Annotated in this window: 20 protein-coding genes; 11 read left to right on the plus strand and 9 right to left on the minus strand. The window is 65.4% G+C overall.

Annotation, left to right across the window (positions count from 1 at the left end):
* Positions 1-1188, minus strand: coding sequence for a threonine synthase (locus BLQ70_RS06030; protein WP_210184248.1), 1188 nt, complete (start codon positions 1186-1188; stop codon positions 1-3).
* A 59-nt stretch (positions 1189-1247) separates the two neighbouring features.
* On the opposite strand from BLQ70_RS06030, the gene ehuB reads away from it, so the two are divergent.
* The 4 genes from ehuB to BLQ70_RS06050 all read left to right on the plus strand — a co-directional run bounded on the left by ehuB (position 1248) and on the right by BLQ70_RS06050 (position 4688).
* Entirely contained in the window at positions 1248-2267 is a 1020-nt protein-coding gene (gene ehuB, locus BLQ70_RS06035; protein WP_210184249.1) for an ectoine/hydroxyectoine ABC transporter substrate-binding protein EhuB, read from the plus strand.
* Positions 2268-2368: 101 nt separating this feature from the next.
* Positions 2369-3010, plus strand: a complete 642-nt coding sequence (locus BLQ70_RS06040; RefSeq protein WP_244511927.1) for an amino acid ABC transporter permease — start codon at positions 2369-2371, stop codon at positions 3008-3010.
* Positions 3000-3659 (plus strand): amino acid ABC transporter permease, encoded by a 660-nt coding sequence (locus BLQ70_RS06045; protein ID WP_091856263.1) that lies wholly within the window; start codon positions 3000-3002, stop codon positions 3657-3659. The genes BLQ70_RS06040 and BLQ70_RS06045 overlap by 11 nt, the downstream gene beginning before the upstream one ends.
* A 33-nt stretch (positions 3660-3692) precedes the next feature.
* Positions 3693-4688 carry a succinylglutamate desuccinylase/aspartoacylase family protein gene (locus BLQ70_RS06050; RefSeq protein WP_091856264.1) on the plus strand — a complete coding sequence of 332 codons (996 nt, stop codon included), beginning with the start codon at positions 3693-3695 and terminating at the stop codon, positions 4686-4688.
* A gap of 692 nt (positions 4689-5380) precedes the next feature.
* Here BLQ70_RS06050 and BLQ70_RS06060 read toward each other — a convergent pair.
* From BLQ70_RS06060 to BLQ70_RS06075, 4 genes are all read right to left on the minus strand, one after another.
* Positions 5381-6604 (minus strand): amidohydrolase family protein, encoded by a 1224-nt coding sequence (locus tag BLQ70_RS06060; RefSeq protein ID WP_091856265.1) that lies wholly within the window; start codon positions 6602-6604, stop codon positions 5381-5383.
* A gap of 79 nt (positions 6605-6683) precedes the next feature.
* Complete coding sequence (locus BLQ70_RS06065; protein WP_170843333.1) at positions 6684-8258, minus strand: ABC transporter substrate-binding protein; 1575 nt, start codon at positions 8256-8258, stop codon at positions 6684-6686.
* Between the two features lie 26 nt (positions 8259-8284).
* Positions 8285-9196: an ABC transporter permease gene (locus BLQ70_RS06070; RefSeq protein ID WP_061971043.1), complete on the minus strand. Its 912-nt coding sequence runs from the start codon at positions 9194-9196 to the stop codon at positions 8285-8287.
* Positions 9193-10113, minus strand: a complete 921-nt coding sequence (locus BLQ70_RS06075) for an ABC transporter permease (protein WP_091856267.1) — start codon at positions 10111-10113, stop codon at positions 9193-9195. Before BLQ70_RS06075 ends, BLQ70_RS06070 begins: the two co-directional genes overlap by 4 nt.
* Before the next feature lie 206 nt (positions 10114-10319).
* Between BLQ70_RS06075 and BLQ70_RS06080 the strand changes: the two genes are divergently transcribed.
* From BLQ70_RS06080 to BLQ70_RS06110, 6 genes are all read left to right on the plus strand, one after another.
* Positions 10320-11276: a GntR family transcriptional regulator gene (locus tag BLQ70_RS06080; RefSeq protein WP_091856268.1), complete on the plus strand. Its 957-nt coding sequence runs from the start codon at positions 10320-10322 to the stop codon at positions 11274-11276.
* A gap of 889 nt (positions 11277-12165) precedes the next feature.
* Positions 12166-13044 carry an S-methyl-5'-thioadenosine phosphorylase gene (locus BLQ70_RS06090; protein ID WP_091856270.1) on the plus strand — a complete coding sequence of 293 codons (879 nt, stop codon included), beginning with the start codon at positions 12166-12168 and terminating at the stop codon, positions 13042-13044.
* Positions 13045-13115: 71 nt separating this feature from the next.
* Positions 13116-13643, plus strand: a complete 528-nt coding sequence (locus tag BLQ70_RS06095; RefSeq protein WP_061970256.1) for an adenine phosphoribosyltransferase — start codon at positions 13116-13118, stop codon at positions 13641-13643.
* Positions 13644-13649: 6 nt separating this feature from the next.
* Complete coding sequence (mtnA, locus tag BLQ70_RS06100; RefSeq protein WP_091856271.1) at positions 13650-14762, plus strand: S-methyl-5-thioribose-1-phosphate isomerase; 1113 nt, start codon at positions 13650-13652, stop codon at positions 14760-14762.
* Entirely contained in the window at positions 14759-15403 is a 645-nt protein-coding gene (locus BLQ70_RS06105; protein WP_091856272.1) for a class II aldolase/adducin family protein, read from the plus strand. The genes mtnA and BLQ70_RS06105 overlap by 4 nt, the downstream gene beginning before the upstream one ends.
* 129 nt (positions 15404-15532) lie before the next feature.
* Positions 15533-16747 (plus strand): GGDEF domain-containing protein, encoded by a 1215-nt coding sequence (locus tag BLQ70_RS06110; RefSeq protein WP_091856273.1) that lies wholly within the window; start codon positions 15533-15535, stop codon positions 16745-16747.
* A 15-nt stretch (positions 16748-16762) separates the two neighbouring features.
* Here BLQ70_RS06110 and BLQ70_RS06115 read toward each other — a convergent pair whose 3' ends face one another.
* Both BLQ70_RS06115 and ychF read right to left on the minus strand, forming a co-directional pair.
* Positions 16763-17776: a MaoC family dehydratase gene (locus BLQ70_RS06115; RefSeq protein WP_091856274.1), complete on the minus strand. Its 1014-nt coding sequence runs from the start codon at positions 17774-17776 to the stop codon at positions 16763-16765.
* A gap of 14 nt (positions 17777-17790) precedes the next feature.
* Positions 17791-18888 (minus strand): redox-regulated ATPase YchF, encoded by a 1098-nt coding sequence (gene ychF / locus BLQ70_RS06120; RefSeq protein WP_091856275.1) that lies wholly within the window; start codon positions 18886-18888, stop codon positions 17791-17793.
* A gap of 206 nt (positions 18889-19094) precedes the next feature.
* Between ychF and BLQ70_RS06125 the strand changes: the two genes are divergently transcribed.
* On the plus strand, positions 19095-19700 hold the full coding sequence (locus BLQ70_RS06125; RefSeq protein WP_091856276.1) for a single stranded DNA-binding domain-containing protein: 606 nt from the start codon (positions 19095-19097) through the stop codon (positions 19698-19700).
* Positions 19701-19703: 3 nt separating this feature from the next.
* Here BLQ70_RS06125 and pth read toward each other — a convergent pair whose 3' ends face one another.
* Both pth and BLQ70_RS06135 read right to left on the minus strand, forming a co-directional pair.
* Complete coding sequence (pth, locus tag BLQ70_RS06130; protein ID WP_061969501.1) at positions 19704-20318, minus strand: aminoacyl-tRNA hydrolase; 615 nt, start codon at positions 20316-20318, stop codon at positions 19704-19706.
* Between the two features lie 150 nt (positions 20319-20468).
* Positions 20469-21089, minus strand: coding sequence for a 50S ribosomal protein L25/general stress protein Ctc (locus tag BLQ70_RS06135; protein WP_091856277.1), 621 nt, complete (start codon positions 21087-21089; stop codon positions 20469-20471).
* Positions 21090-21194: the final 105 nt, after the last annotated feature.

Raw genomic sequence — 21194 nt, forward strand, 5'->3', positions numbered from 1 at the left:
TCACGACCGGAGGTCGATCCCGCTATTCGCCTTCACGTGCTCGGCGACGCGCGCGAAGCTGGGCTCTACCACGGGCAGGATCTCGGCTTCGATCGGGTCCTTGAACCCGCCCGACGTGCCGATGAGAACGATCGGGCCCGAGAGCCCCGAGGCGAGGACCTGGGGCAGCGCGGCGAGCGCGGCGCAGGACGAAAGCTCCTGCCAGATGCCTTCGCGGCCGAGAACCGCCTGGGCCGCGCTGACCGAGGCGTCGTCGACGGTCAAAGCGCTGCCGCGGCCGGCCTCAAGTGCCAGGACGCCGCGGTACCCGCTGGCGGTGCAAGCGATGGAATACTGGCGCGTCTCGCCGGCTTCCACCATCGCCATCGGCTCGTTGGTCTGGACGGCGCGGTGAAGTGGGCCGCGCGCTGATGGTTCGACCGAGAAGAGGCGTGGCATATCCGGCGCGAGGCCGAGCGTGACGAGTTCCCGGAAGCCTTTCGCGATTCCGAAGAGTTGCTCGCCATATCCTGTCGGAACCACGACCGCCCCCGGCACCACACGGCCTAGCTGCAGGAAGATCTCATAGGCGATCGTCTTGTAACCCTCCGGTCCGAACGGATGACCGGTGTGAAATGGGGTCAGGTTGCTGGTCGGATGATAGCCGGCCTGTTCGCAGATCGCTCGGACCATAGGCCACCGATGCGCCGTCTCAACCGGTACCGGGCAGGCTCCATAGGCTTTCAGCATCGCAAGGAATGTCTTGCTGATCTCGGACGGCGTCAGCACCACACAGGGCAGATTGGCCCGCGCCGCGTAGGCAGCCGTCGAAATGCCATGGTTGCCTGACGATGCGACGACGACTCCTTTCGCTCCGCTTCGGACGGCCGTGCTGACAGTGCACAGGTTGAGCCGGTCCTTGTGGCTCCAGGTCGGGTTGCGCGACTCGTCCTTGAGGAACACCGGGAGCTCGGTCGAGGTTGCAGCTGTTGAAAGTGGGATCAGTGGTGTCCCGCCTTCGCCAAAGCTCAGCATTGGGTCGAGCGGCGGCAAGAGCGGCGCCCAGCGTGCAAGGCCCGCCAAGGGCGCCTGGTCGAAAAGGCTGGTGTCGACCGCAGCATAGTCGAAGGCGATGTCGAGCGGGTAGTTCCAATGCTGCTCGCCGGAGATCGGCGCGCCGCTGATCAGAACCGGCAGCAGCGGATGCAAGGTCGCATCAGGCGCCAGGGAGCGCTGCCCCAACGCAAGCGAGTGCGTATCCCCGGCGAATGTCACGGTCTTCGTCATGTTTCCAGTGCCTGAGAGACGCGCTTCAGCAGCGTGCTGCGTGGCCGCAATTGGTATTGACATACCGGGTATATCTGGTGCCAATGAGGCGGTCAACCAAACGGGGAACGGCGTCAATGCCATCTTGGACTTTGCTCACCGGGCGCCTTGCGCTCGGTGCTTCGCTCGCGCTCGCGACTTCCGTTCTTGCCTCGACGGCCTTTGCCCAGGCGACATCAGAAACGATGCTGAAGGATCGCAAGATCACGATCGGTTTCGCCAACCAGGCGCCCTGGGGCTTCAAGGGCGAGGACGGCGAGGCGACCGGCTTCCACCCCGATCTGGTTCGTGCCGCTTTCAAGCCGCTCGGTGTCGAGAAGATCGAGCTCGTCATCGCGGAATTCGGCGCGTTGATCCCGGCCCTGGCCGCGAAGCGCGTCGACATCGTCGCATCCGGCCTCGCGATCAATCCGCAGCGCTGCAAGCAGGTCATCTTCAGCGAGCCGGACCTGGCGGTCGGCGACGGTGTGCTGGTCGCAAAGGGGAACCCCCTGAATATCCACAGCTATGCCGACGTCGTCGCGAACTCCCAGATCCGCATGGGCGGCGGGCGTGGCAGCTCGAACACGCAGAACGCGCTCGACGCGGGGATTCCGTCCTCCCAGATGACGCTATTCCAGGATGTCGGCGCCTCGGTGTCAGCGCTGACGGCGAAGCGGGTGGATGCGGTGACGATGTCGATCGGCTCGCTGATCGCCGTGATGCAGAGCCCGAACCTGAAGGACGTCGAGCGTGCGATGCCATTCAAGCCGTTCATCAAGCCGAACGGGCAGCCTGCGCTGAACTATGCCGCGCTCGCATTCCGTCCCGCGGACACCGAATTGCGCGATCTCTACAACAAGCGTCTGGCCGAAATGCGAAATGACGGCACGCTGGCCAAGATCATGGAGAAATACGGCTTCTCACCGACGGCCGAGATGGCGCCGCCGGCGATCAAGGCCGCGGAGCTCTGCCAAGGCTGAAACGGCCCTGACGAGCCATGACGGGCGGGACGAGGCACGCGTTCCGCCGAACTTCGCGCGCGCCGATGCGCCGCGCTGGCGGATGAACGATGATCGGCACGATGCTTTCCATCCTTCAGGGCCTGTCCGTGACCTTGCAGGTCACCTGCCTGGGCCTGCTCTTCGCCTTGCCATTCATGTTCATCTGCGGTGTCGCCCAGTACCTCGCGACGGGTTTCGCACGCTTGGCTGTTACGGCGCTGATCGAGTTCTGGCGCTCGTCGCCGGTCATCGTGCTGCTCTTTGTGTTCTACTATTCGCTTCCGGCGTTCGGGATCACGCTTCCAGCCGTGCTCGTTGGCTCGATGGTGCTTGGCCTGAATGCCGGCGGCTACGCCAGCCAGGCCGTGCGTGCTGCGTTGCAGGGGCTCGCGCCGGGCCAGGTCGAGGCAGGCCGCTCGCTGGGATTCCGGCGCCTGCCGATCCTCCTGCTGATCGAGCTGCCGCAGGCGCTGCCGATCATGATGCCGAGCTTCATCAACCAGTTCATCCAGCTCCTGAAGGGCACCTCGCTGGTCTCGCTGATCATGCTGACGGACATGACCTTCAGGGCAAAGGAGATCGCTCAGGTCACATACGATCCCGCCGGCGTCTATAGCGGCCTGCTGTTGTCCTACCTGATCGTCTGCTACCCGATCACCCGGCTGGGACGCTGGGTCGAGGGCAGGGTCGCGCGCTCGCAGGGGGCCGCCCATGCAATTTGATCCCGCCTTCGCGATCGAGATCCTGCCGCGGCTCCTGGCGGCGATCTGGACCACCATCTGGGTCTCGATCGCTGCGTCCCTGCTCGCCGCTCTGATGGGCCTAGGCTGGGAGCTGTTGCGCCGTTCCGGCGGCGTGATCGGCGCCTGCGTCCAGTTCCTGATCGACGCGATCCGCTCTATCCCGATCCTGGCGCAGCTCTACTTCCTGTTCTTCGTCCTGCCGACCTATGGGGTGACACTGTCGGCCTACACCGTCGGCATCTTCAGCCTGGCGCTCTATTATTCTAGTTACCTCGCCGAGGTGTTCCGCGCGGGCATCGATTCTGTTGGCAAAGGCCAGTTCGAGGCGGCGAAGTCGCTGGGACTGAGCCGCGTGATCACGCTGACCCATGTCGTCCTGCCCCAGGTGTTCCGGCAGATCGCCGCGCCGATGGGCAACTACTTCGTCTCCCTGCTCAAGTCGACGCCCTATCTCGGCGTCCTTGCTGTCCCAGAGATGCTGGGCGCGGCGCTCGAGATCGCCTCCGATACGTTCCGCTATGCCGAGCCGATGATCATGCTCGGCATCCTCTTCCTCGCACTGGCCCTCAGCATCGCCTGGCTGGTCCGCCGTCTCGAACTGCGGATGCAGCGCCTTTACGAGCGCTGATCTTCGCTGGTCCTCCGTTTCCGGGAAGCTCCCATGAAAAGCCGTGTCACGAGCGCGATCGACTTCAACGCCCTGGGCATGCAGAGCGACTATGCTCGGGTGCCCTATTCTTCGGATGTATCGGCCTATGGCTGGATCCCGGTGCCGATGGTCTGCTTCAACGGCGGCAACGGCCCCACCGCCGTGCTGACGGCCGGCACGCATGGCGACGAATATGAAGGCCAGGTCGCTCTGCGCAAGCTGGTGCAGGTGCTGTCCCGGACACAGGTCGAGGGGCGGGTCATCATCCTTCCGGCCTTGAACCAGCCCGCCGTGGCTGCGGGACGCCGCAATTCTCCGCTGGACGGCGGCAATCTCAACCGCGCCTTCCCCGGCACTGCCGATGGTGGGCCGACTGCGATGATCGCGCATTATGTCGCCACCGAGCTGTTCCCGATGGCGGATCTCGTTATCGATCTCCATTCCGGCGGCAGCTCGCTGGATTATTTCACCGTGACGCTCGCTCATCCGGGGCGCGATGACGGCGAAGCGCAGGCCGTGCGACGCCTGCTGGATGTCTTCGCTGCACCCTACAGCATCATCACCGACGGGTCGGGCGGCGGCGCCAAATCAACCCTGTACGCAGCTGCCGAGCAGTGCGGCGTTCCAGCTATCTCCACCGAACTCGGCAGCGGAGCGACGTTGTCACGCCATGGGTTGGCCATCGCGCAAGATGGTCTTGCCCGAGTTCTCCGTCAGTATGGCATTGCGCCCGACCTTGAGGTCCCGCAGCCAGAGCGCACGCAGTTCGTGAAATTCATCCGCGAGGGAGCAATCTACGCACCCTGCCCGGGGCTCTTCGAGCCCTTCGTGGCCACGGGAGAGCAGGTCGAGGCGGGTCAGGTGGCCGGCCTCGTCCACCGCTTGGAAGATGTCGGCTCCGACCCGGTCGAGCTACGCTTCAAGGCGAATGGAACCGTTGCCTACCGGCGGTTCCCGACGCTGACGGCAACCGGGGATGCACTCTTCGGACTGATGGTTGTCCAGTGAACCCGCACGGATAGGCTTCGCCACTTCCGGACATTGGGTCACCGCCCGAAAGCGGACGTTGGCCCTCGGCTCAGGCAACGTCTGTTAGCGACCCAACTCGGACCTTGAGCTGATCCGCTGTCGGGCTATCCGGCTTGCGTCACGAGCCGCGAGACTGCCTCAATCCCAATCCCATTCTGACTGAGCCAAGCGGGCCCGTAGGGAACGTAGCCAAACGGCGAACCCGTTGGTGACGAAATTATCTCTGATCAGATCGCGGTCTTGTGGTGAAGCATCGAAGTCAGCGAACCTTGTCGGCCCGGAAAACGACATCTGGATCGAGCACTGAGAGAAGCGCGTCGAAGTCGCCGCCCCGCGCCGCCTCGAGAAAGGCTTCAACCAGTTTCCGCTGCTTGGCTCGAACGGTATTTTCAAAGATGGGCGGACCTTGCACGCGGCGGCGCGCGCGACTTGCGAGTTGGCGCGTTGCCTCGACGGAGCGGCCAACGACGGGAGCGATCCCCTCATAGGATAGCGCAGCCTGACCTGCGAAGCCGAAGCTGGATCCGCTGCTGCCGGTTATCGAGGCGATCCTGGATGGGGATCGGGCGTCTCCGGTGAACTTCTGGACGACGTCCGGATCTTCGACGCGTTTGAGGGCGCCCGAAATAACGGGCTCGCCCTTTGCGGGCTCTGCAGGCTCGATGCGATCTTCAGGCGGTTAGGACCTTGCCTCCCTGCATGACGAGGCGAACGTCGCGCAGAGCGGCGAGATGGCTCAGCGGATCGGCTCCGACAACAAGGACGTCGGCCGCCAGACCGGGAGTGAGACTGCCGGTCTGAGTCTCGATGTCGATGACTTTTGCAGCGTAGCCGGTGGCGGAGACGATGGTTTCCATCGCCGTCATCCCGCCTTCCTGCATCAGCTCCATTTCCAGCGGCAGATCGTCGAAGCGCGTGAAGCGCCAGCCGGCGTCAGTGCCCGCGACGAAGCTCACGCCGGCCTCGCGCAACTGGCGGAACTGGTAGAGGTTCTGGGCTGCAGATTTCTCCCAGCGGACCAGGAAGGCCGCCTCGGTCTCGGTGAGCGACGGTCTTCCGCGCAGTTCGCGAAGCACGGCGCCACCGACCGCGAGCGTGCCCGTCACGGGGATGCCCGACTTCGCCAGCTTCTCGGCGACGGCCGGCTCATAGACCTGCCGGCCGGTGCGGTCGGAGATGAAGCCGGCATGCTCGAGCTGATCGAAGCCAGCCTCGATCGCCATCTCGATCGAGCGGGCGCAGAGGCAATGCGCGGTCGCCTTGCGATCGAAGCGATGAGCCTCGTCGACCATGGCATTGAGCTCTTCCTGCGAGAAGGCCGGGTTCCAGGATTGCGTGCCGACAGTGCCACCGCCGCTCGCCATCACCTTGATGAAGTCGGCCCCGAGCTTGATCATCTCGCGGACTTTCTTGCGGACGCCGTCGACGCCATCGGCCTCGCCGCCGAGATACCAGACATGGCCGCCGGTGATCGTGATCGCCTGGCCGCAGGCGACGACGCGGGCGCCCTCGCCATGGCCGAGCTGCAGGGCGCGGCGGACGTCGATGGCCGTGCGCCCCTTGGCGCCGAGATCGCGCAGCGTCGTGATACCGGCCTTCAGCGCTTTGACCGTCGCCAGCGCCGAGGTCGCGACCAAGACGCCTTCCGTCTCGCGCACGGCGTCTTCGAGAATGGTGCCATCACCGGGCAGATTGAGATGGACATGCGTGTCGATCAGGCCCGGAAGGATCGTCGCGCCGGGATAGTCGTGGGTCTCGGTGCCCGACAATTCGGCCGGGACAGGGCCGGACAGGACCGCCTCTACCTTGCCGCCGGAGACCACGAGGACCGGATCCTGCACCGGAGCGGCACCAGTTCCGTCGATGAGTTGGGCGGCCTTGATCAGCGTCTTCACGGCATTCGCTCCCGGAGCGTCTTATCTTGATCGGATAGAAAAATGGCGGAGCCGCTCGCGAGCAGCTCCGCCGTCAGGCTCAGTCGGCCAGCGAAGCCGCGCCGAGATATTCGAAGCCGCCGCCCGAATAGGTCACTCCGGTCAGCTTCTTCGAGGTCATCACCAGATCGACGTTCTGGCGGATCGGCAGCATCACCGCCTCGTCCATCAGGAGCTTCTGGAGCTCCTGATAGATCGCGACGCGCTTGGTGGAGTCACCCTCTTCGCGGCCCTGTTTGAAGAGCGCGTCGAGCTTCGGGTTCGAATAGTGGCTCCAGTTGAAGTACTGGCCGGCGGTGAACCAGCCCGAGAGGGCATCCGGATCGACGCCGATGTACTGAAGCGGCGTCAGCGACATGTCGCCGTTGATGTTGGCCGCGAGCCAGGCCGGCGAGGCGAGCAGCTGGACATTGGCCTCCATGCCGACTTTCTGGAGGTAGTTCTGGATGGCCTGAGCCAGCAGCGGATAGGACGTCGAGGTGGAGATGGCGGTCAGCGTCAGGGAAAGGCGCTTGCCGTCCTTCTCCCAGAAACCGTCCTTTTTGGTCCAGCCGCCCTCCTTGAGGGTGGCCTCGGCCTTGGCCGGGTCATAGGGGTACATCGTCTCAAGCGACTTGTCGTAGCCGAACATCGAGGGCTGCAGCGGGGTCAGCGAAGGCTGAATCGCGCCGGCCTCGGCGAGCTGGACGACGCCCTTCTTGTCGATGGCGTACTGGATGGCGCGGCGCACGGCGACGTCGTCGGTCGGGAACTTCTTGGCATTGACGGGGGCGAAGATGCCCAGCCCCGTGATCGGGACCGGGATCGCGGTGAAGCGATCCATCTTCTGCATCGCGTTCCAGTGCACGCCCGGCGTCTGCTGCATCATCTGCGACTGGCCGGCCTGGAACTGGCTCACGCGGGCCTGCGGATTGGTGACGATCTGGAATTTCACCTCCGCGATGTTCGGCGGTCCCTTGTGGCCGACGGAGGGCGGGTTCCAGTTGTAGGCCTCGTTGCGCTTGACCACGAGGCTCTGGTTCGGCTCGTAGCTGACAAAGGAATAGGGGCCGGTGCCGACAGGGTTCAGGCCGAGGTCCTTGCCGTATTTGACGATGGCGGCCGGAGACTGCATGCCGAGATAGGGCACGCCCAGCTGCCGCAGCAGCGGCGCGTAAGGCGTCGCGCACTTGATGTCGACGGTGAACTTGCCAGTGGCGACCGCTTCCTTGCAGGGCCCGAGCAGCGCGATCGAGACCTTGGCGGCGGTGTCTTTGTTGGTGATGTACTTGATGTTTTCGACGACGGATTCAGCATCGAAGGCCGTGCCGTCATGGAACTTCACATCCTCGCGCAGGGTGAAGCTGTAGGTCAGCCCGTCGGCCGAGACCGACCACTTGGTCGCCAGCAACGGCTCGACCTTGAAGTCCGGCGTCAGCCAGACCAGTGTGTCGAAGATGTTGACCAGCAACGGGCCCTGGTTGCGGGCACCGGTAGTGGCCGGGTTGAGCGTGTCGATTGGCTCGGCCCAGCCGACCGTGATCTTGGCGTTCTTGTTGGGTGCCTGTGCCTGCGCGCCCGATATGGCGAGTGTCGAGAGGCCTACCAGCAGCAGCCCCGAAATCCCTGTCTTCATCGCCATATCCCCTTTTTTGGGCGGCTTCAGCCGCGATTGAGCGTCGGGTCGAGTTCATCCCGCAGACCATCGCCGACCAGGTTCACGCCGACGACGAAGAGTGAGAGGAAGAGTCCTGGGAACACCGTGATCCACCAGGCGAGCGTGATGTAGTTCTGGCCGTCGTTCAGGATCGCGCCGAGCTCCGGCGTCGGCGGCTGAACGCCGAGGCCGATGAAGCCGAGCGCCGTGACCCAGAGCGCGGCGATGCCGAGCCAGGTCGTGGTCAGCACGATGATGCCTGACATCACATTGGGCAGGATGTAGCGCAGGATGATCCGCGCCTGGGAGGCGCCGGCGCAGCGCGCCGCCTCGACGTAAGGCAACCCGCGAACCTCGACCGTCGCCCCCTCGACGAGCCGTGCGAAGACCGGCACGAGGATCACCGCGATGGCGAGGACGCCGTTGACGAGACCTGGTCCGAGGATCGCCGTCACGGTGAGCGCCAGCAGGATGCCGGGGAAGGCAAGGAGTAGGTCGATGAGGCGCATGATGCCGAAGCCCACCGCCCCGCCAACATAGCCCGCGACGATCCCGACCGTGGTGCCGGCGAGTGCCCCGAGCAGGACCACGGAGAGGCTGGCGATCATCGTGGTGCGCGCGCCGATCAGAACCCGCGCAAGCAGGTCACGGCCAAATGCATCAGTGCCCATGAGGTGGACCGCGGTGGGCGGCGAGAAGGTCGCCATCGGATCCTGCGCGACTGGATCGACCGTGATGAACAGCGGCAGGACGAAGGCGAGGAACGCCAGCATCGTGCAGATGACGAGACCGAGCGAAAGACTGCGGTGACGAAGCGCGCGCAGCACGGCGCGGCGGCGCGACCAGCGACGGGTAGCGAGCACGGCCGGATTGGGCTCGACTGCGAAGACGGCGGGAATTTGAGCGCTATCCGTCATCGTGCGATCCGCGGATCGAGCACGGGGTAGAGGATATCGACGATGAAGTTCGACAGTGCGTAGATGAGCGCGATCATCATGATCAGCGCCTGCACCGTCATGTAGTCCTTGGCCAGAATCGCCTGGATCAGGAGGCGTCCGATGCCCGGCCGCGAGAATACAGTCTCGACGATGACCGAGCCGGAGAGGAGTTGGCCGATCTGCAGGCCGACGATGGTGAGGATCGGCAGCAGCGCATTGCGCATGACATGCCAAGCGAACAACCTGACCTCCGGCACACCCTTGGCGCGGGCGGTGGTGACGTGCTGCTGTGCCAGCGCAGTGATGACGCTGGAGCGAATGAAGCGGGCATTGAAGCCCATCGTGCCGAGAGCCAGTGTCACCGCCGGCAACACGAGGCCCTTTAGTCCGGTCCCGCCGACGACATCGAAGATCGGCCATACAACGGCGAACATCAGGATCAGCAGCAGGCCGAGCCAGAAGCTCGGGATCGACATGCAGATCAGCGCGAAGCCCATGCCGGCGGTGTCGGCTGCGCGATTGCGTCTCACTGCCGCGACGATGCCGATCGCCGAACCGAAGATCAGCGAGATCGTCAATGCCGCCAGCGTCAACTGGGCAGTCGCAGGAAAGCTGGAGGCGATCAGCGATGAGACCGTTTGCTGGTTCGCATAGGAATAGCCGAAATCACCGCGGAGCACCTGGCCGATCCAGACGAAGTACTGCTCGTGCAGCGGTCGGGTCAGGCCCAGCTGCTCACGCAGTCTCGAGATCATCTCTTTGTCGCCCGCGCCGGTGCCCAGCATGGCGATGACGGGGTCGCCAGGAATCAGGCGGATGATGAGGAAGGCTACGACAGTGATGCCGAAGGTCAGGGCTATGATCGCGACGAGGCGCTTGAGGACATAGCCGGCCATCGATCAGCCCATCCCGCCCGCTGTGGAGGACGTGGGTGCGGAGAAGGTCGGCCCTGATGCGTCGCTTCCGAACTGTACCATGATACTATAACACTCTCACGTGCGTCAGCGGCCGTCAATAAGTTCCATGTGGGACGAAATTCCTCGGATAGGCAAATGAGTGACTCGCAGCAAACGCGCCGCAGCACGTGTTGGGAAGGCAACGCATGGATTTCACGATCGACAGGTCCTTGCCGATTTCGATCCGGCAGCAGCTCAAGGGCTTGATCGAATATGCGATCGCTTGTGGCGATGCGGCACCGGGTGAGCCGTTACCCTCGGTCAGGGACTTGGCTTCTGCACTCGGCGTGGCACCGATGACCGTGAGCCAAGCTTACTCCGATCTAAAGGGGCTCGGGCTGATAGAGACCCGCGCAGGTTCGGGCACCTTCATTGCCGAAAGCGGCGGCGAGCCGTTGCACGCGCAGGAGGGCTTTGCCGCGCTGCATGGTCAGATCGACGCGTTGATCGATAAGGGTTTGTCGCTCGGGTTGCGCACCTCGGATGTTGCATCGCTGATCCATGCACGACTGGCGTCGCGGGCCCGTCTCGGCCGCCGCAAGAGCATTGCAGTGGTCGGCCTCTTCGGGCCGACAACGGCGCGCTACGCCCGTCTGATCGCGGAGCAGATCGGCCCGACAGCAACCGTCGAACCGGCGACGATGAATCAGATTCAGCAGGATTCCGCATCCCGGTCGAGGATCGCTTCGTCCGATCTCGTCGTGACCTTCGTCAACCGAAGACGCGAAGTTGCCAGCCTTTTGCCCGGCGCCCGAGTCGTTGGGATACGCTTTGTTCCTGCCGAGGAGACGCGTCGCGCGCTTGCGGCCATCGAGTCGGGGGCTCGCCTGCTGCTGGTTGCTCGCGTTCCGGAGTTCCTGCCGATCATGAAGTCGGGGGTTACCCGCTTTGCAACCTCTCTCGGGCTTCTGAATTTGACAGCAGGGAGCGCCGCCGACATCGCGTCGCTGGCGGCACAGGTGGATGCACTCGTTTATGCGTCGGGGACCGAAGACGTCTTAGCAACCATTCCGCAAATGCTGCCGACGATCGAGTATCGCCACATTCCAGACCCCGTTGATGTTCAGCGTCGGATCGCTTCACTTTTGGACCATGAAGGCTAGTTGGCCGGTGTCCGCGGCGCGACTGGCTGGCCCACCTTCGATCGGCTCATGAGTGCGTCCTCAACCGGACAATGCCTACGCCCGTAATCGGGTCAGGATTGGCCGCAAAATCGCCTCGCAAACTGGGTTGCCGGAAAGCGGATGTTCCGCGTGTCCGTCAAGGGCCACAAACGCCGGTCGCTCGTCCGGGCGTATTGCGTCACTTCCCCAGTCGACGGGAGGGCGTGATCTGCTCCCGAAGTCCATGGGCCGGGAAGCCATGCAGGCGGCCGGCGTTCGCTGAACAACAAAAAGGCCCGGCCGTCAAACGCCGGGCCCCACTCATTTTGCGGAAGCCAATCGTCTACGTGCCGACATGAGCGGGGCGGGGCGGACCGGCGTCGGCGCGGCTGCGCAATCCGGACCAGCTGCGCCGCGCCGCCACCTACTGCGAATGTTTGTGCTCGCGAAAGTGACCTAAGCCAGCTGTGCCATCCGATGTATAAATATGGGCAAGTTTCGTACTTCGCATTGCACAAGAAGCCCCTCATTGAGGGGCTCCAAGAACGTTAAGGGCCTGCTTTGCACCAAACGATGTACAGGAGGCTGGGTGGAATAAGGCGACGGGGCCTTTTTTTATTGTCCGAGGATAGCCGCGAACGATCGGGTCTCCGGTGTCATGCTCGCCCTTGTGGCGAGCATCCACGTCTTCAACACGGTTCTTTGGCAAGCGAAGACGTGGCTGGTCGGGACAAGCCCGACCATGACCGAATGCGCGCCCCTGTGATCGACGAACCGTATTGCGACCGTCATCGAAAGGTGGTCCTTTCCGCGCCCGTATTTGTTGTCGCATCGAATCCTTCCGAAAAATGGCTTCCACTTTTCGGGTCGATGCTCGAGGAAATCGACCATGAGCGAAGCCGTTCTCGGAATCATCGGCGGATCGGGCATCTACGATCTGCCGGGCCTGACCGACCTGCGCGAGGAGCGCATCGAAAGCCCGTGGGGCGAACCTTCGGATATCTTGCGGATCGGCCGGATCGGCCAGACGAAGATCGTCTTCCTTCCTCGTCACGGGCGCGGCCACGCGATCCCGCCCTCCGAGATCAACTACCGGGCCAATATCGACGTGCTGAAGCGGGCGGGGGTGACCGATCTCGTCTCGCTCTCCGCCTGCGGCTCCTACAAGGCCGAGCTCTATCCCGGCCTGTTCGTGCTGGTCGACCAGTTCGTCGACCGGACGAGCCGGCGCGAGAATTCCTTCTTCGGCCGGGGCTGCGTCGCCCATGTCTCCGTCGCCCATCCGGTCGGGCCCGCCCTGCAGGCGCGGATCGCGGCGGCGGCGCAGGCCGAGGCGCTGCCCTTCGTCCGCGGCGGGACGCTGGTCACGATGGAAGGTCCGCAATTCTCGACCTATGCGGAATCGATGACCTATCGCGGGCTCGGCTATGACCTGATCGGCATGACGGCGATGCCCGAGGCCAAGCTCGCCCGCGAAGCCGAGATCACCTATGCCACGGTCGCGATGGTGACCGATTACGACTGCTGGCACGAGTTGCACGGCGCCGTCGATGTGGCCTCGGTCATCGCGGTGCTGCACGACAATGCCGACAAGGCGCGGCGCCTCGTGGCGCGGCTCGCCGCCGATTTCCCGGGGCAGCGCGAGCCGTGCCCGGCCGGCTCCCATAACGCGCTCGACAACGCCATCGTGACGGCGCCGGCCTTCCGCGATCCGGCGCTGCTGGCGAAGCTCGACGCCGTCGCCGGGCGCGTGCTCGAGGCGGCGTGATGACGGCGCCCTTGACGAAGCCGGCCCGGCGTCGGACCAAGGCCTCCGTCAGTTCTTCCGAGACGGTGTCCATGAACCTTGCCGACAGCATCCGCGCGATCCCCGATTATCCTCGGCCCGGCATCGTCTTTCGCGACATCACCACGCTGCTCGGTGACGCGCGGGCCTTCCGCCGGGCGGTCGACGAACTGGTGCAGCCCTTCGCGGGCCTGAAGATCGCCAAGATCGCCGGGATCGAGGCGCGCGGCTTCATCCTGGGCGGGGCCGTGGCGCATCAGCTCTCGGCCGGCTTCGTGCCCGTTCGCAAGAAGGGCAAGCTGCCGCTGGAGACGCTGCGCGCGACCTATGCGCTCGAATACGGCACGGACGAGATCGAGATCCATCGCGATGCGGTGCAGCCGGGCGAGCGCGTCCTGCTGGTCGACGACCTGATCGCTACGGGCGGCACCGCGGAGGCGGCGGTCAACCTGCTCGCGGGGTTAGGCGCGGAGGTCGTGGCGGCCTGCTTCATCGTCGACCTTCCGGAACTCGGCGGCGCCGACAAGATCCGGCGGCTCGGCGTGCCCGTGCGGACCCTGGTCTCGTTCGGCGGGCATTGAGCGGGGATGAAGATCAACGGCCAGCACTACCGGACGATCTGGCTCGCGCAGGATGGCTGGCGCGTCGTCGTGATCGACCAGACGCGCTTGCCGTTCCGCTTCGAGACGGTGGCACTGGGCTCCGCCGAGCAGGCGGCCGATGCGATCCGCAGCATGGTGGTGCGCGGGGCGCCGTTGATCGGTGCGACCGCGGCGTATGGCGTGGCGCTGGCGATGCGGGCGGACGCCTCCGACGCAGCGCTGGAGGCTGCGCTCGCCCTGCTCGGCGCGACGCGACCGACCGCCGTCAATCTGCGCTGGGCGCTGGCGCGGATGCGTGGCGCCCTCGCAAGCCTGCCCGCGACGGCGCGTGTCGGGGCGGCCTATGCGGAAGCCGCGGCGATCTGCGACGAGGACGTCGCCTTGTGCCGCGCGATCGGCGAGCACGGCCTGCCATTGATCGCGGAGATCGCGGCGCGAAAGCCCGTCGGCGAGCCGGTCAACATCCTCACCCATTGCAATGCCGGCTGGCTTGCCACGGTGGACTGGGGCACGGCGCTGGCGCCGATCTATCTCGCCCATGATGCCGGCATTCCCATCCATGTCTGGGTCGACGAGACCCGGCCCCGCAACCAGGGCGCGGCGCTGACGGCCTACGAACTCGGCTCCCATGGCGTGCCGAATACGGTGATCGTGGACAATGCCGGTGGCCACCTGATGCAGCACGGGCAGGTCGATCTGGTGATCGTCGGCACCGACCGCACCACGGCGGCGGGCGATGTCGCCAACAAGATCGGGACCTATCTCAAGGCACTCGCGGCGCATGACAACGGCGTGCCCTTCTATGTCGCGCTGCCTTCGCCGACGATCGACTGGAGCATCAGCGACGGCCTCGCCGATATCCCGATCGAGGAGCGCGCGGCCCGCGAGGTCACCCATCTCTCCGGGCTCGCCGATGACGGTGAGGTCAGGTCCGTCCGCGTCGTCGCGCCCGGCAGTGGTGCGGCCAACCCGGCCTTCGACGTGACGCCGGCGCGGCTCGTCACCAAGCTTATCACCGAGCGCGGCGTCTGCGCGGCCAGCGTTGAGGGCCTCGCACAACTCTTTCCCGACCTGGCGAGCAGGGGCACGGTGGTATGACCGAAACGGAATTGCGGCAGGAGATCGTCTCGGTCGCGCAGGCGATCGACCGGGCGGGATTCTGCCCGTCGAAATCGGGCAATGTCTCGGCTCGTTTTGGCGATGGCCTGCTGATCACGCCGTCGGGCCTGCCCTATGCCCGGACGCGCCCTGAGGACCTGATCCATCTCAGCCTCGACGGCACGATCCTGAGTGGCAGCCGCAAGCCGTCCTCCGAATGGCCTTTCCATGTCGCGATCTACCGGGCGCGGCCCGATGAGCAGGCGATCGTGCACACCCATTCGCCGCGCGCCACAGCTCTGTCCTGCACGCGGCGCGGCATCCCGGCCTTCCATTACATGATCGCGCTTTGCGGCGGTGCCGATGTGCGCTGTGCCGAGTACGCGACCTTCGGCACGCCCGAATTGGCCGAGAATGCCGTGAAGGCGCTGGAGGGCCGCAAGGCCGTGCTGCTCGCCAATCACGGCGTGATCGCGCTCGGCCAGACCCTGGCGGGCGCGCATACCATCGTCGCCGAGGTCGAGAACCTCGCCGGGCAGTATCTCGACATCCTCGCGGCAGGGATCGAGCCGGTCATCCTCGATGCCGCGGAAATGGAGCGCGTCGGCGCCAAATTCGCGGGCTACGGCAAGGTCGGCTGAGCCGCGTCAGAGCGCCCGATCGGGCAGGCAGGCCGCCGGCCGGGCAAATGCGGCCGACCGGTTTAAGTTTTCGGCAATGGCAACACCGGCATAACGGTTGCCGCCTTCCCCGCCTGGCAAGAGACCTTCGTGTCGCTCGACTATCAGTCCCTCCTGACGGCCTTCACCCTTTCGGGATGCGGATTGGCCGCAGCCTTCCTCGTCAGCTGGCTCGTTTCCAGGAAGGAAGGCTTCCTGATGGCCTGGACGATCGGCGTCGCGCTGATGGCCGCTGGCGTGCTGATCTATGGCGGCTATGTCAGGACGATGTCGCCGATCGTGGGGGCAGCCGGGTACACGGTTCTTCTGACGGGCCTCGCCTTCGTCTTCGGTGCCGGCCGCGAATTTCGCACGCGGGTTCTGCCCTGGCGCAGCATGGCCATCATGGCAATCGCGTCGTCGGCAGCCATGGCTGTGCCCATGCTGGCCGGCTATAACGGCATCGCGATCATCGGGCTCAATGTCGCGGCCGCGGCCATTCTGCTCGCAACAGCCTGGGACTATTGGCTCGGCCGGGCCGAAGCCAGGCTGGCGATCATGCTGTTGACCGGCCTGTATGTCCTGACCGGGCTATCCTTCGTTCCTTGCGCCGTTCTGCTGCTGCTGGATGGCCGCTGGGCTCTGCCGGGCATCCCGTCGAACTGGGCGGAAGACCTCAATATCGTCGTCTGCCTGACCACGCTCGCCGGCATCGGCGCGCTGTCCCTGGCCTTGAACCAGGCGCGGCTGGCGCGCGGCCACAAGCGCGACGCGGAAACCGACCCGCTGACCGGCCTGCTCAACCGGCGCGCGCTGCTCGACCGCATCGCGACCGAGATCGAAGGGCCCGCCGCCCTGATCATCTTCGACATCGATCACTTCAAGCGGATCAACGACATCCACGGCCACCTGGCGGGAGACGAGGTGTTGCGGGCGTTCGGGGAGATCCTGCTGTCATGCCGGTCGCAAGGACTGGCCGCACGGCTCGGCGGCGAGGAATTCGCACTGCTGCTGCCGGGCGATTCTCTTGTCGCGGCGGCCATCGCGGCCGAAAACGTGCGGGGGCGCCTCGTCAAACGTCGTTTCGCAGCGAGCGGTGCGGCGTTCGGGTGCACGCTCAGCGCAGGCGTCGCTCATGCGAAGGACAGCGTCATCGATTTCGATGCCTTGCTTCACGAGGCGGACAAGGGGCTCTACGCAGCCAAGCGGAGCGGGCGCGACCGGGTCGTGGTCGCATCGGACGATGAAGCGTTCCTCGCCCAGATGCGGTCTTCCTCCGAGGTGCCGCGCGGGCCTGTCGATCTCGTCAGGCTCAAGACCGGCTGAGGTCCGTCTTCGCGGTCAATCCGGCTTGCGCTCGACGAAGACGCAACCGTCGAAGCTGAAGACCTCTTCGCCGTGCTGGTTGATGCCGGTGTTGCGGTGGAAGAACAGTCCCCATTGCGGGCGCGAGGCGCTCTCGCGCTTGTCGATCACCTGCGAATGGTAGGTGATCCGGTCCCCGGCAAAGACAGGTTTCGTCCAGCGCAGGTTCCTGAAGCCTGGAGAAGAGCCGAGGCGCGCGGGGCGATCCGACGCCACCGCGAGCTGGCGCTTGCGATGCAGGACCATGCAGGCCATCCAGACTGCGGCCGTGTGCCAGCCGGAAGCGGCGAGCCTGCCGAAGGAGCTCCGGCGCGCCGCCGCTTCGTCCATGTGGAAGGGCTGGGGATCGAAACTGCGGGCGAAGGCGACGATCTCCTCGGGCGTGAAGACGAAGCTGCCGAGTTGGCTGCTCTCGCCGACCGAAAGCTCCTCGAAGAAGCGCGGCGGCTCGGGCGGCTCGGAGGAGGATTCCAGCGGGCTCTCGATGGCGGGACGCTCATAGACGGGTGCATGATCCAGCCAGGGACCGGCCGGATGCCGGCCGATGGCGGAGCCTTGGCGGCCGAACATGATCCAGTTGGTCTGCTCCAGCACCGGCTCGTCGCGCTGGTTCAGCAGCTCGAGCCGGAAGCGCACGAGGCCCATCTCGGGGCGCGAGCGCGAGGCCTTGCTTTCCAGCACGGTGCGCCGGGCGCTGACGCTGTCGCCGGGGAGGAGGGGACGCAGCCACTTCACCTCGTCGATGCCCGGCGCGCCCATGCTGGCGGCATCGAGCAGGAAATCCTCCGCCATGAGTCGCATCAGCAGCGCGCAGCTATGCCAGCCGGAGCCGATCAGGCGGCCGACGAAGCTCGCCTTGGCGGCCTCGGGATCGACATGGAAATCCTGCGCGTCATAGCGCGAGGCGAAGGCGACGATGTCGTCCTGCGAGACGTCGAGGCTGCGCGATCGGGCGCTCTCACCCGGGACGAAATCCTCGAAATACGACATCGCCGGCAGGGCCCTCAGTTCGCGAAGCGGAAATGCAGTACGTCGCCATCGGCGACGACGTATTCCTTGCCTTCGAGGCGGAACTTGCCGGCCTCGCGCGCACCGGATTCGCCCTTGTTGGCGATGTAGTCGTCGAAGGCGATGGTTTCGGCGCGGATATAGCCCTTCTCGAAATCGGTATGGATCACGCCGGCGGCCTGCGGCCCCTTGGTGCCCTTCTCGATCGTCCAGGCGCGCGCTTCCTTCGGGCCGACGGTGAAATAGGTGACGAGATGGAGCAGGCTGTAGCCGGCGCGGATCACGCGGTTCAGGCCGGGTTCGTCGAGGCCAACGGCCTCCAGGTAGTCCTTCTGGTCTGCGACCGGGAGCACGGCGATTTCGCTCTCGATCTTGGCGGAGACGACGACGGCGACTGCGTTCTCCTCGGCGGCGCGAGCCTTCACCTGTTCGGAGAAGGCGTTGCCCTTGTCGGCGCTGGCTTCCTCGACATTACAGACATAGAGCACGGGCTTGGACGAGAGCAGGCCGAGTGTCTCGAAGGTGCGGCGCTCGTCGGCCGCGACCTGGACGAGGCGGGCCGGCTTGCCGTCGCGCAGCAGCACGAGGCAGCGATTCATCAAATCGGCCAGCTCCTTGGCCTCCTTGTCGCCGGTCTTGGCCTTCTTCTCCAGCGGCAGGACGCGCTTCTCGAGGCTTTCGAGATCGGCCAGCATCAATTCGGTCTCGATGATCTCGATGTCGTTGATCGGAGCGACCTTGCCCTCGACATGGGTGATGTCGCCGTCCTCGAAGCAGCGCACGACATGGGCGATGGCGTCGCATTCGCGGATATTGGCGAGGAACTGGTTGCCGAGCCCTTCGCCGCGCGAGGCGCCGCGCACCAGGCCGGCGATGTCGACGAAGGTCAGCCGCGTCGGGATGATCTCCTTGGAGCCGGCGATGGCGGCGAGCTTCTCCAGCCGCTCGTCGGGTACGGCGACGTCACCGACATTCGGCTCGATCGTGCAGAACGGATAGTTCGCGGCCTGGGCCGCGGCCGTCTGCGTCAGCGCGTTGAAGAGGGTCGACTTGCCGACATTAGGCAGGCCGACGATGCCACATTTGAAACCCATGATCGCCTGTTCCGTTGCCCGTGGCGGATCGCCTATGCCGGGCGTGAAGCTTTGAAAGTTGCGGCCTTATTGGGGGGCTTGCGCGATAAAGACAAGTGCCGCACACCTGATGGCCGATGTGCCCCTCACGCGAACGTGCATGGCAGGCGGGCTGATGCGGGTGCTGGATCGGGCGGGCCGCCTGTTGCGGCGTTCGGAGCCTCGTCATGAAGCGTTTTCGTCTTGCGTTCGCCCTGTCGGTCTTCGCCCTTGCCGGCGGCGCAGCCATCGCCCAGGCGCCAGGAACGCGGTTGCGCGGCACGGTCGAGCGCGTGGAAGGGTCGACGTTGGAACTCAAGGCCGCGGACGGCCGGGAGCTCAAGGTCGCGCTCGCGCCGGGCTACTCGGTCGGCGGCATGGTGGCGGCGAAGGCAAGCGATATCGCCAAAGGCAGCTTCATCGGCGTCGGCGCCAAGCCGCAGGCTGACGGCACCTTGCTCGCGGTGCAGGTCGTGATCTTCCCGGAGGCGATGCGCGGCACTGGCGAGGGGCATCGGCCCTGGGGCGTGCTGCCCGATGCGACCATGACCAATGCGACGGTGGCCGAGACGGTCTCGCGGGTCGACGGCGCCAACCTCGTGCTGAGCTATCCGGGTGGCGAGCAGAAGGTGACGATCACGCCGGAGGCGACGATCCTGATGGCAGCGCCTGCCGAGGCGAACGAGCTCAAGCCCGGCGCGCAGGTCGCGATGACGGCGAGCCGGCAGGCGGATGGCAGCTACAGCACGAGCCGGATCACCGTGGCGAAGGCGGGTGCCAAGCTCCCGCTCTGAAGATCAGCCGTCGCTCTTTTCACCGAGCCGCTTCACGGCGCCGTGGCCACGCGCATCCATGAAGAGATGGACCTTGTTCTGGAAGCCGGCGTCGTCATGGGCGGCGAGGAGGGCCGCATGGTCGGCACAGGCCGTGCAGAGATCCTCGACCCAGGGCTGCTCGGCCTTGCCGAAATCGTTCAGCACGTAGCTGTGCACCAGTTCCTTCAGGCCGGGATGGCCGATGCCCATGCGCACGCGGCGATAGTCGTTGCCGATCGCAGCCGTCGTCGAGCGCAGGCCGTTATGCCCGGCATTGCCGCCGCCGAGCTTGACGCGCAGCTTGGCGGGGGCGAGATCGAGCTCGTCATGGAATACGACGACATCGGCCGGAGCGACCTTGAAGAAGCGCGCGGCCTCGCCGATCGCGCGGCCCGACTCGTTCATGTAGGTCTGCGGCTTGAGCAGGATGACCTTTTCGGTGCCGATCGTGGCCTCGCAGGCCTCCGCCTGGAAGCGGGCGCGCCAAGGCGAGGCGCGGTGCAGGCGCGCGATCTCGCCAAGGGCCATGAAGCCGATATTGTGGCGGTTGCGGGCATAGCGCGCGCCGGGATTGCCGAGGCCGGCGAAAATCAGCATGGCGGGGCTCCGCAGACTTGTTCGTTCAGCATCGGATCCGCCCGAAGGCTGGACACCGTTTTCCGGTTCGATGCCATAGCAAAACGGCCGGGAAACCCGGCCGTCTCGTGAGCGTTCGAGGTGAAAGCGGCGCCGGCTGGCGCCGTTTCATCAGGCCTTGGCTTCAGCCGCGGCTTCCTCAGTCTCGGTGGCCTCAGGCTCGGCCTCGACGGTCGGCGCGGAGATCGTGACGATCGTGGCGTCAGCGCCGACAGAGAGCTTGGCGCCGGCCGGGAGCTTGATCGCGTCGGCATGGACGGAGTCGCCGACGTTCAGGCCGGCAACCGAAATGTCGATGGAATCCGGGATGCTGTCCGGCTCGACGGTGACTTCGAGGGCGTGCTCGATGATCTGGACCAGGCCGCCGCTCTTGACGCCGGGGCTGGCTTCCTGACCGGTGACGTGAACCGGAACCTGGACCGTGACGGTCTGGCCCTTGGCGACGCGCAGGAAGTCGACATGGATCGGGAAATCCTTGACCGGGTCGAGCTGGTAATCGCGCGGAATGACGCGCTGCTTCTTACCGGCGACGGCGATCTCGAAGATCGTGGTCAGGAAGTGGCCGCCGAAAATCAGCTGGCGGGTCTTGTTGGCGTCGAGCGCGATGGCTTCGGGAGCAGCGCCCCCACCATAGATCACGGCAGGCGTCTGGCCCTGGCGGCGAACAGCACGGGCGGCCCCCTTGCCGACCTGTGCGCGCGCCGAAGCCTCGATTTGCTTCACGGCGGTCATGTTGGATGTCCTTGACTTGTAAATGACAAGGCCGCCACGTGGCGGCCATCGGATTTATGCGTTCAGAGCCTCCAAGGGTGTCAGCCGAACGCTGGGGTGCTCATA

Source organism: Allobosea robiniae, assembly GCF_900102525.1.
In the GTDB taxonomy this organism is placed as follows: domain Bacteria; phylum Pseudomonadota; class Alphaproteobacteria; order Rhizobiales; family Beijerinckiaceae; genus Allobosea; species Allobosea robiniae.

Excerpts from the sequence above, each read along its gene's own strand:
- ehuB (WP_210184249.1), top strand. The coding sequence starts at position 1,248 with ATGTCACGGTCTTCGTCATGTTTCCAGTGCCTGAGAGACGCGCTTCAG.
- BLQ70_RS06040 (WP_244511927.1), top strand. The coding sequence starts at position 2,369 with ATGCTTTCCATCCTTCAGGGCCTGTCCGTGACCTTGCAGGTCACCTGC.
- BLQ70_RS06045 (WP_091856263.1), top strand. The coding sequence starts at position 3,000 with ATGCAATTTGATCCCGCCTTCGCGATCGAGATCCTGCCGCGGCTCCTG.
- BLQ70_RS06050 (WP_091856264.1), top strand. The coding sequence starts at position 3,693 with ATGAAAAGCCGTGTCACGAGCGCGATCGACTTCAACGCCCTGGGCATG.
- BLQ70_RS06065 (WP_170843333.1), bottom strand. The coding sequence starts at position 8,258 with ATGAAGACAGGGATTTCGGGGCTGCTGCTGGTAGGCCTCTCGACACTC.
- BLQ70_RS06070 (WP_061971043.1), bottom strand. The coding sequence starts at position 9,196 with ATGACGGATAGCGCTCAAATTCCCGCCGTCTTCGCAGTCGAGCCCAAT.
- BLQ70_RS06075 (WP_091856267.1), bottom strand. The coding sequence starts at position 10,113 with ATGGCCGGCTATGTCCTCAAGCGCCTCGTCGCGATCATAGCCCTGACC.
- BLQ70_RS06080 (WP_091856268.1), top strand. The coding sequence starts at position 10,320 with ATGGATTTCACGATCGACAGGTCCTTGCCGATTTCGATCCGGCAGCAG.
- BLQ70_RS06090 (WP_091856270.1), top strand. The coding sequence starts at position 12,166 with ATGAGCGAAGCCGTTCTCGGAATCATCGGCGGATCGGGCATCTACGAT.
- BLQ70_RS06095 (WP_061970256.1), top strand. The coding sequence starts at position 13,116 with ATGAACCTTGCCGACAGCATCCGCGCGATCCCCGATTATCCTCGGCCC.
- mtnA (WP_091856271.1), top strand. The coding sequence starts at position 13,650 with ATGAAGATCAACGGCCAGCACTACCGGACGATCTGGCTCGCGCAGGAT.
- BLQ70_RS06105 (WP_091856272.1), top strand. The coding sequence starts at position 14,759 with ATGACCGAAACGGAATTGCGGCAGGAGATCGTCTCGGTCGCGCAGGCG.
- BLQ70_RS06115 (WP_091856274.1), bottom strand. The coding sequence starts at position 17,776 with ATGTCGTATTTCGAGGATTTCGTCCCGGGTGAGAGCGCCCGATCGCGC.
- ychF (WP_091856275.1), bottom strand. The coding sequence starts at position 18,888 with ATGGGTTTCAAATGTGGCATCGTCGGCCTGCCTAATGTCGGCAAGTCG.
- BLQ70_RS06125 (WP_091856276.1), top strand. The coding sequence starts at position 19,095 with ATGAAGCGTTTTCGTCTTGCGTTCGCCCTGTCGGTCTTCGCCCTTGCC.
- pth (WP_061969501.1), bottom strand. The coding sequence starts at position 20,318 with ATGCTGATTTTCGCCGGCCTCGGCAATCCCGGCGCGCGCTATGCCCGC.
- BLQ70_RS06135 (WP_091856277.1), bottom strand. The coding sequence starts at position 21,089 with ATGACCGCCGTGAAGCAAATCGAGGCTTCGGCGCGCGCACAGGTCGGC.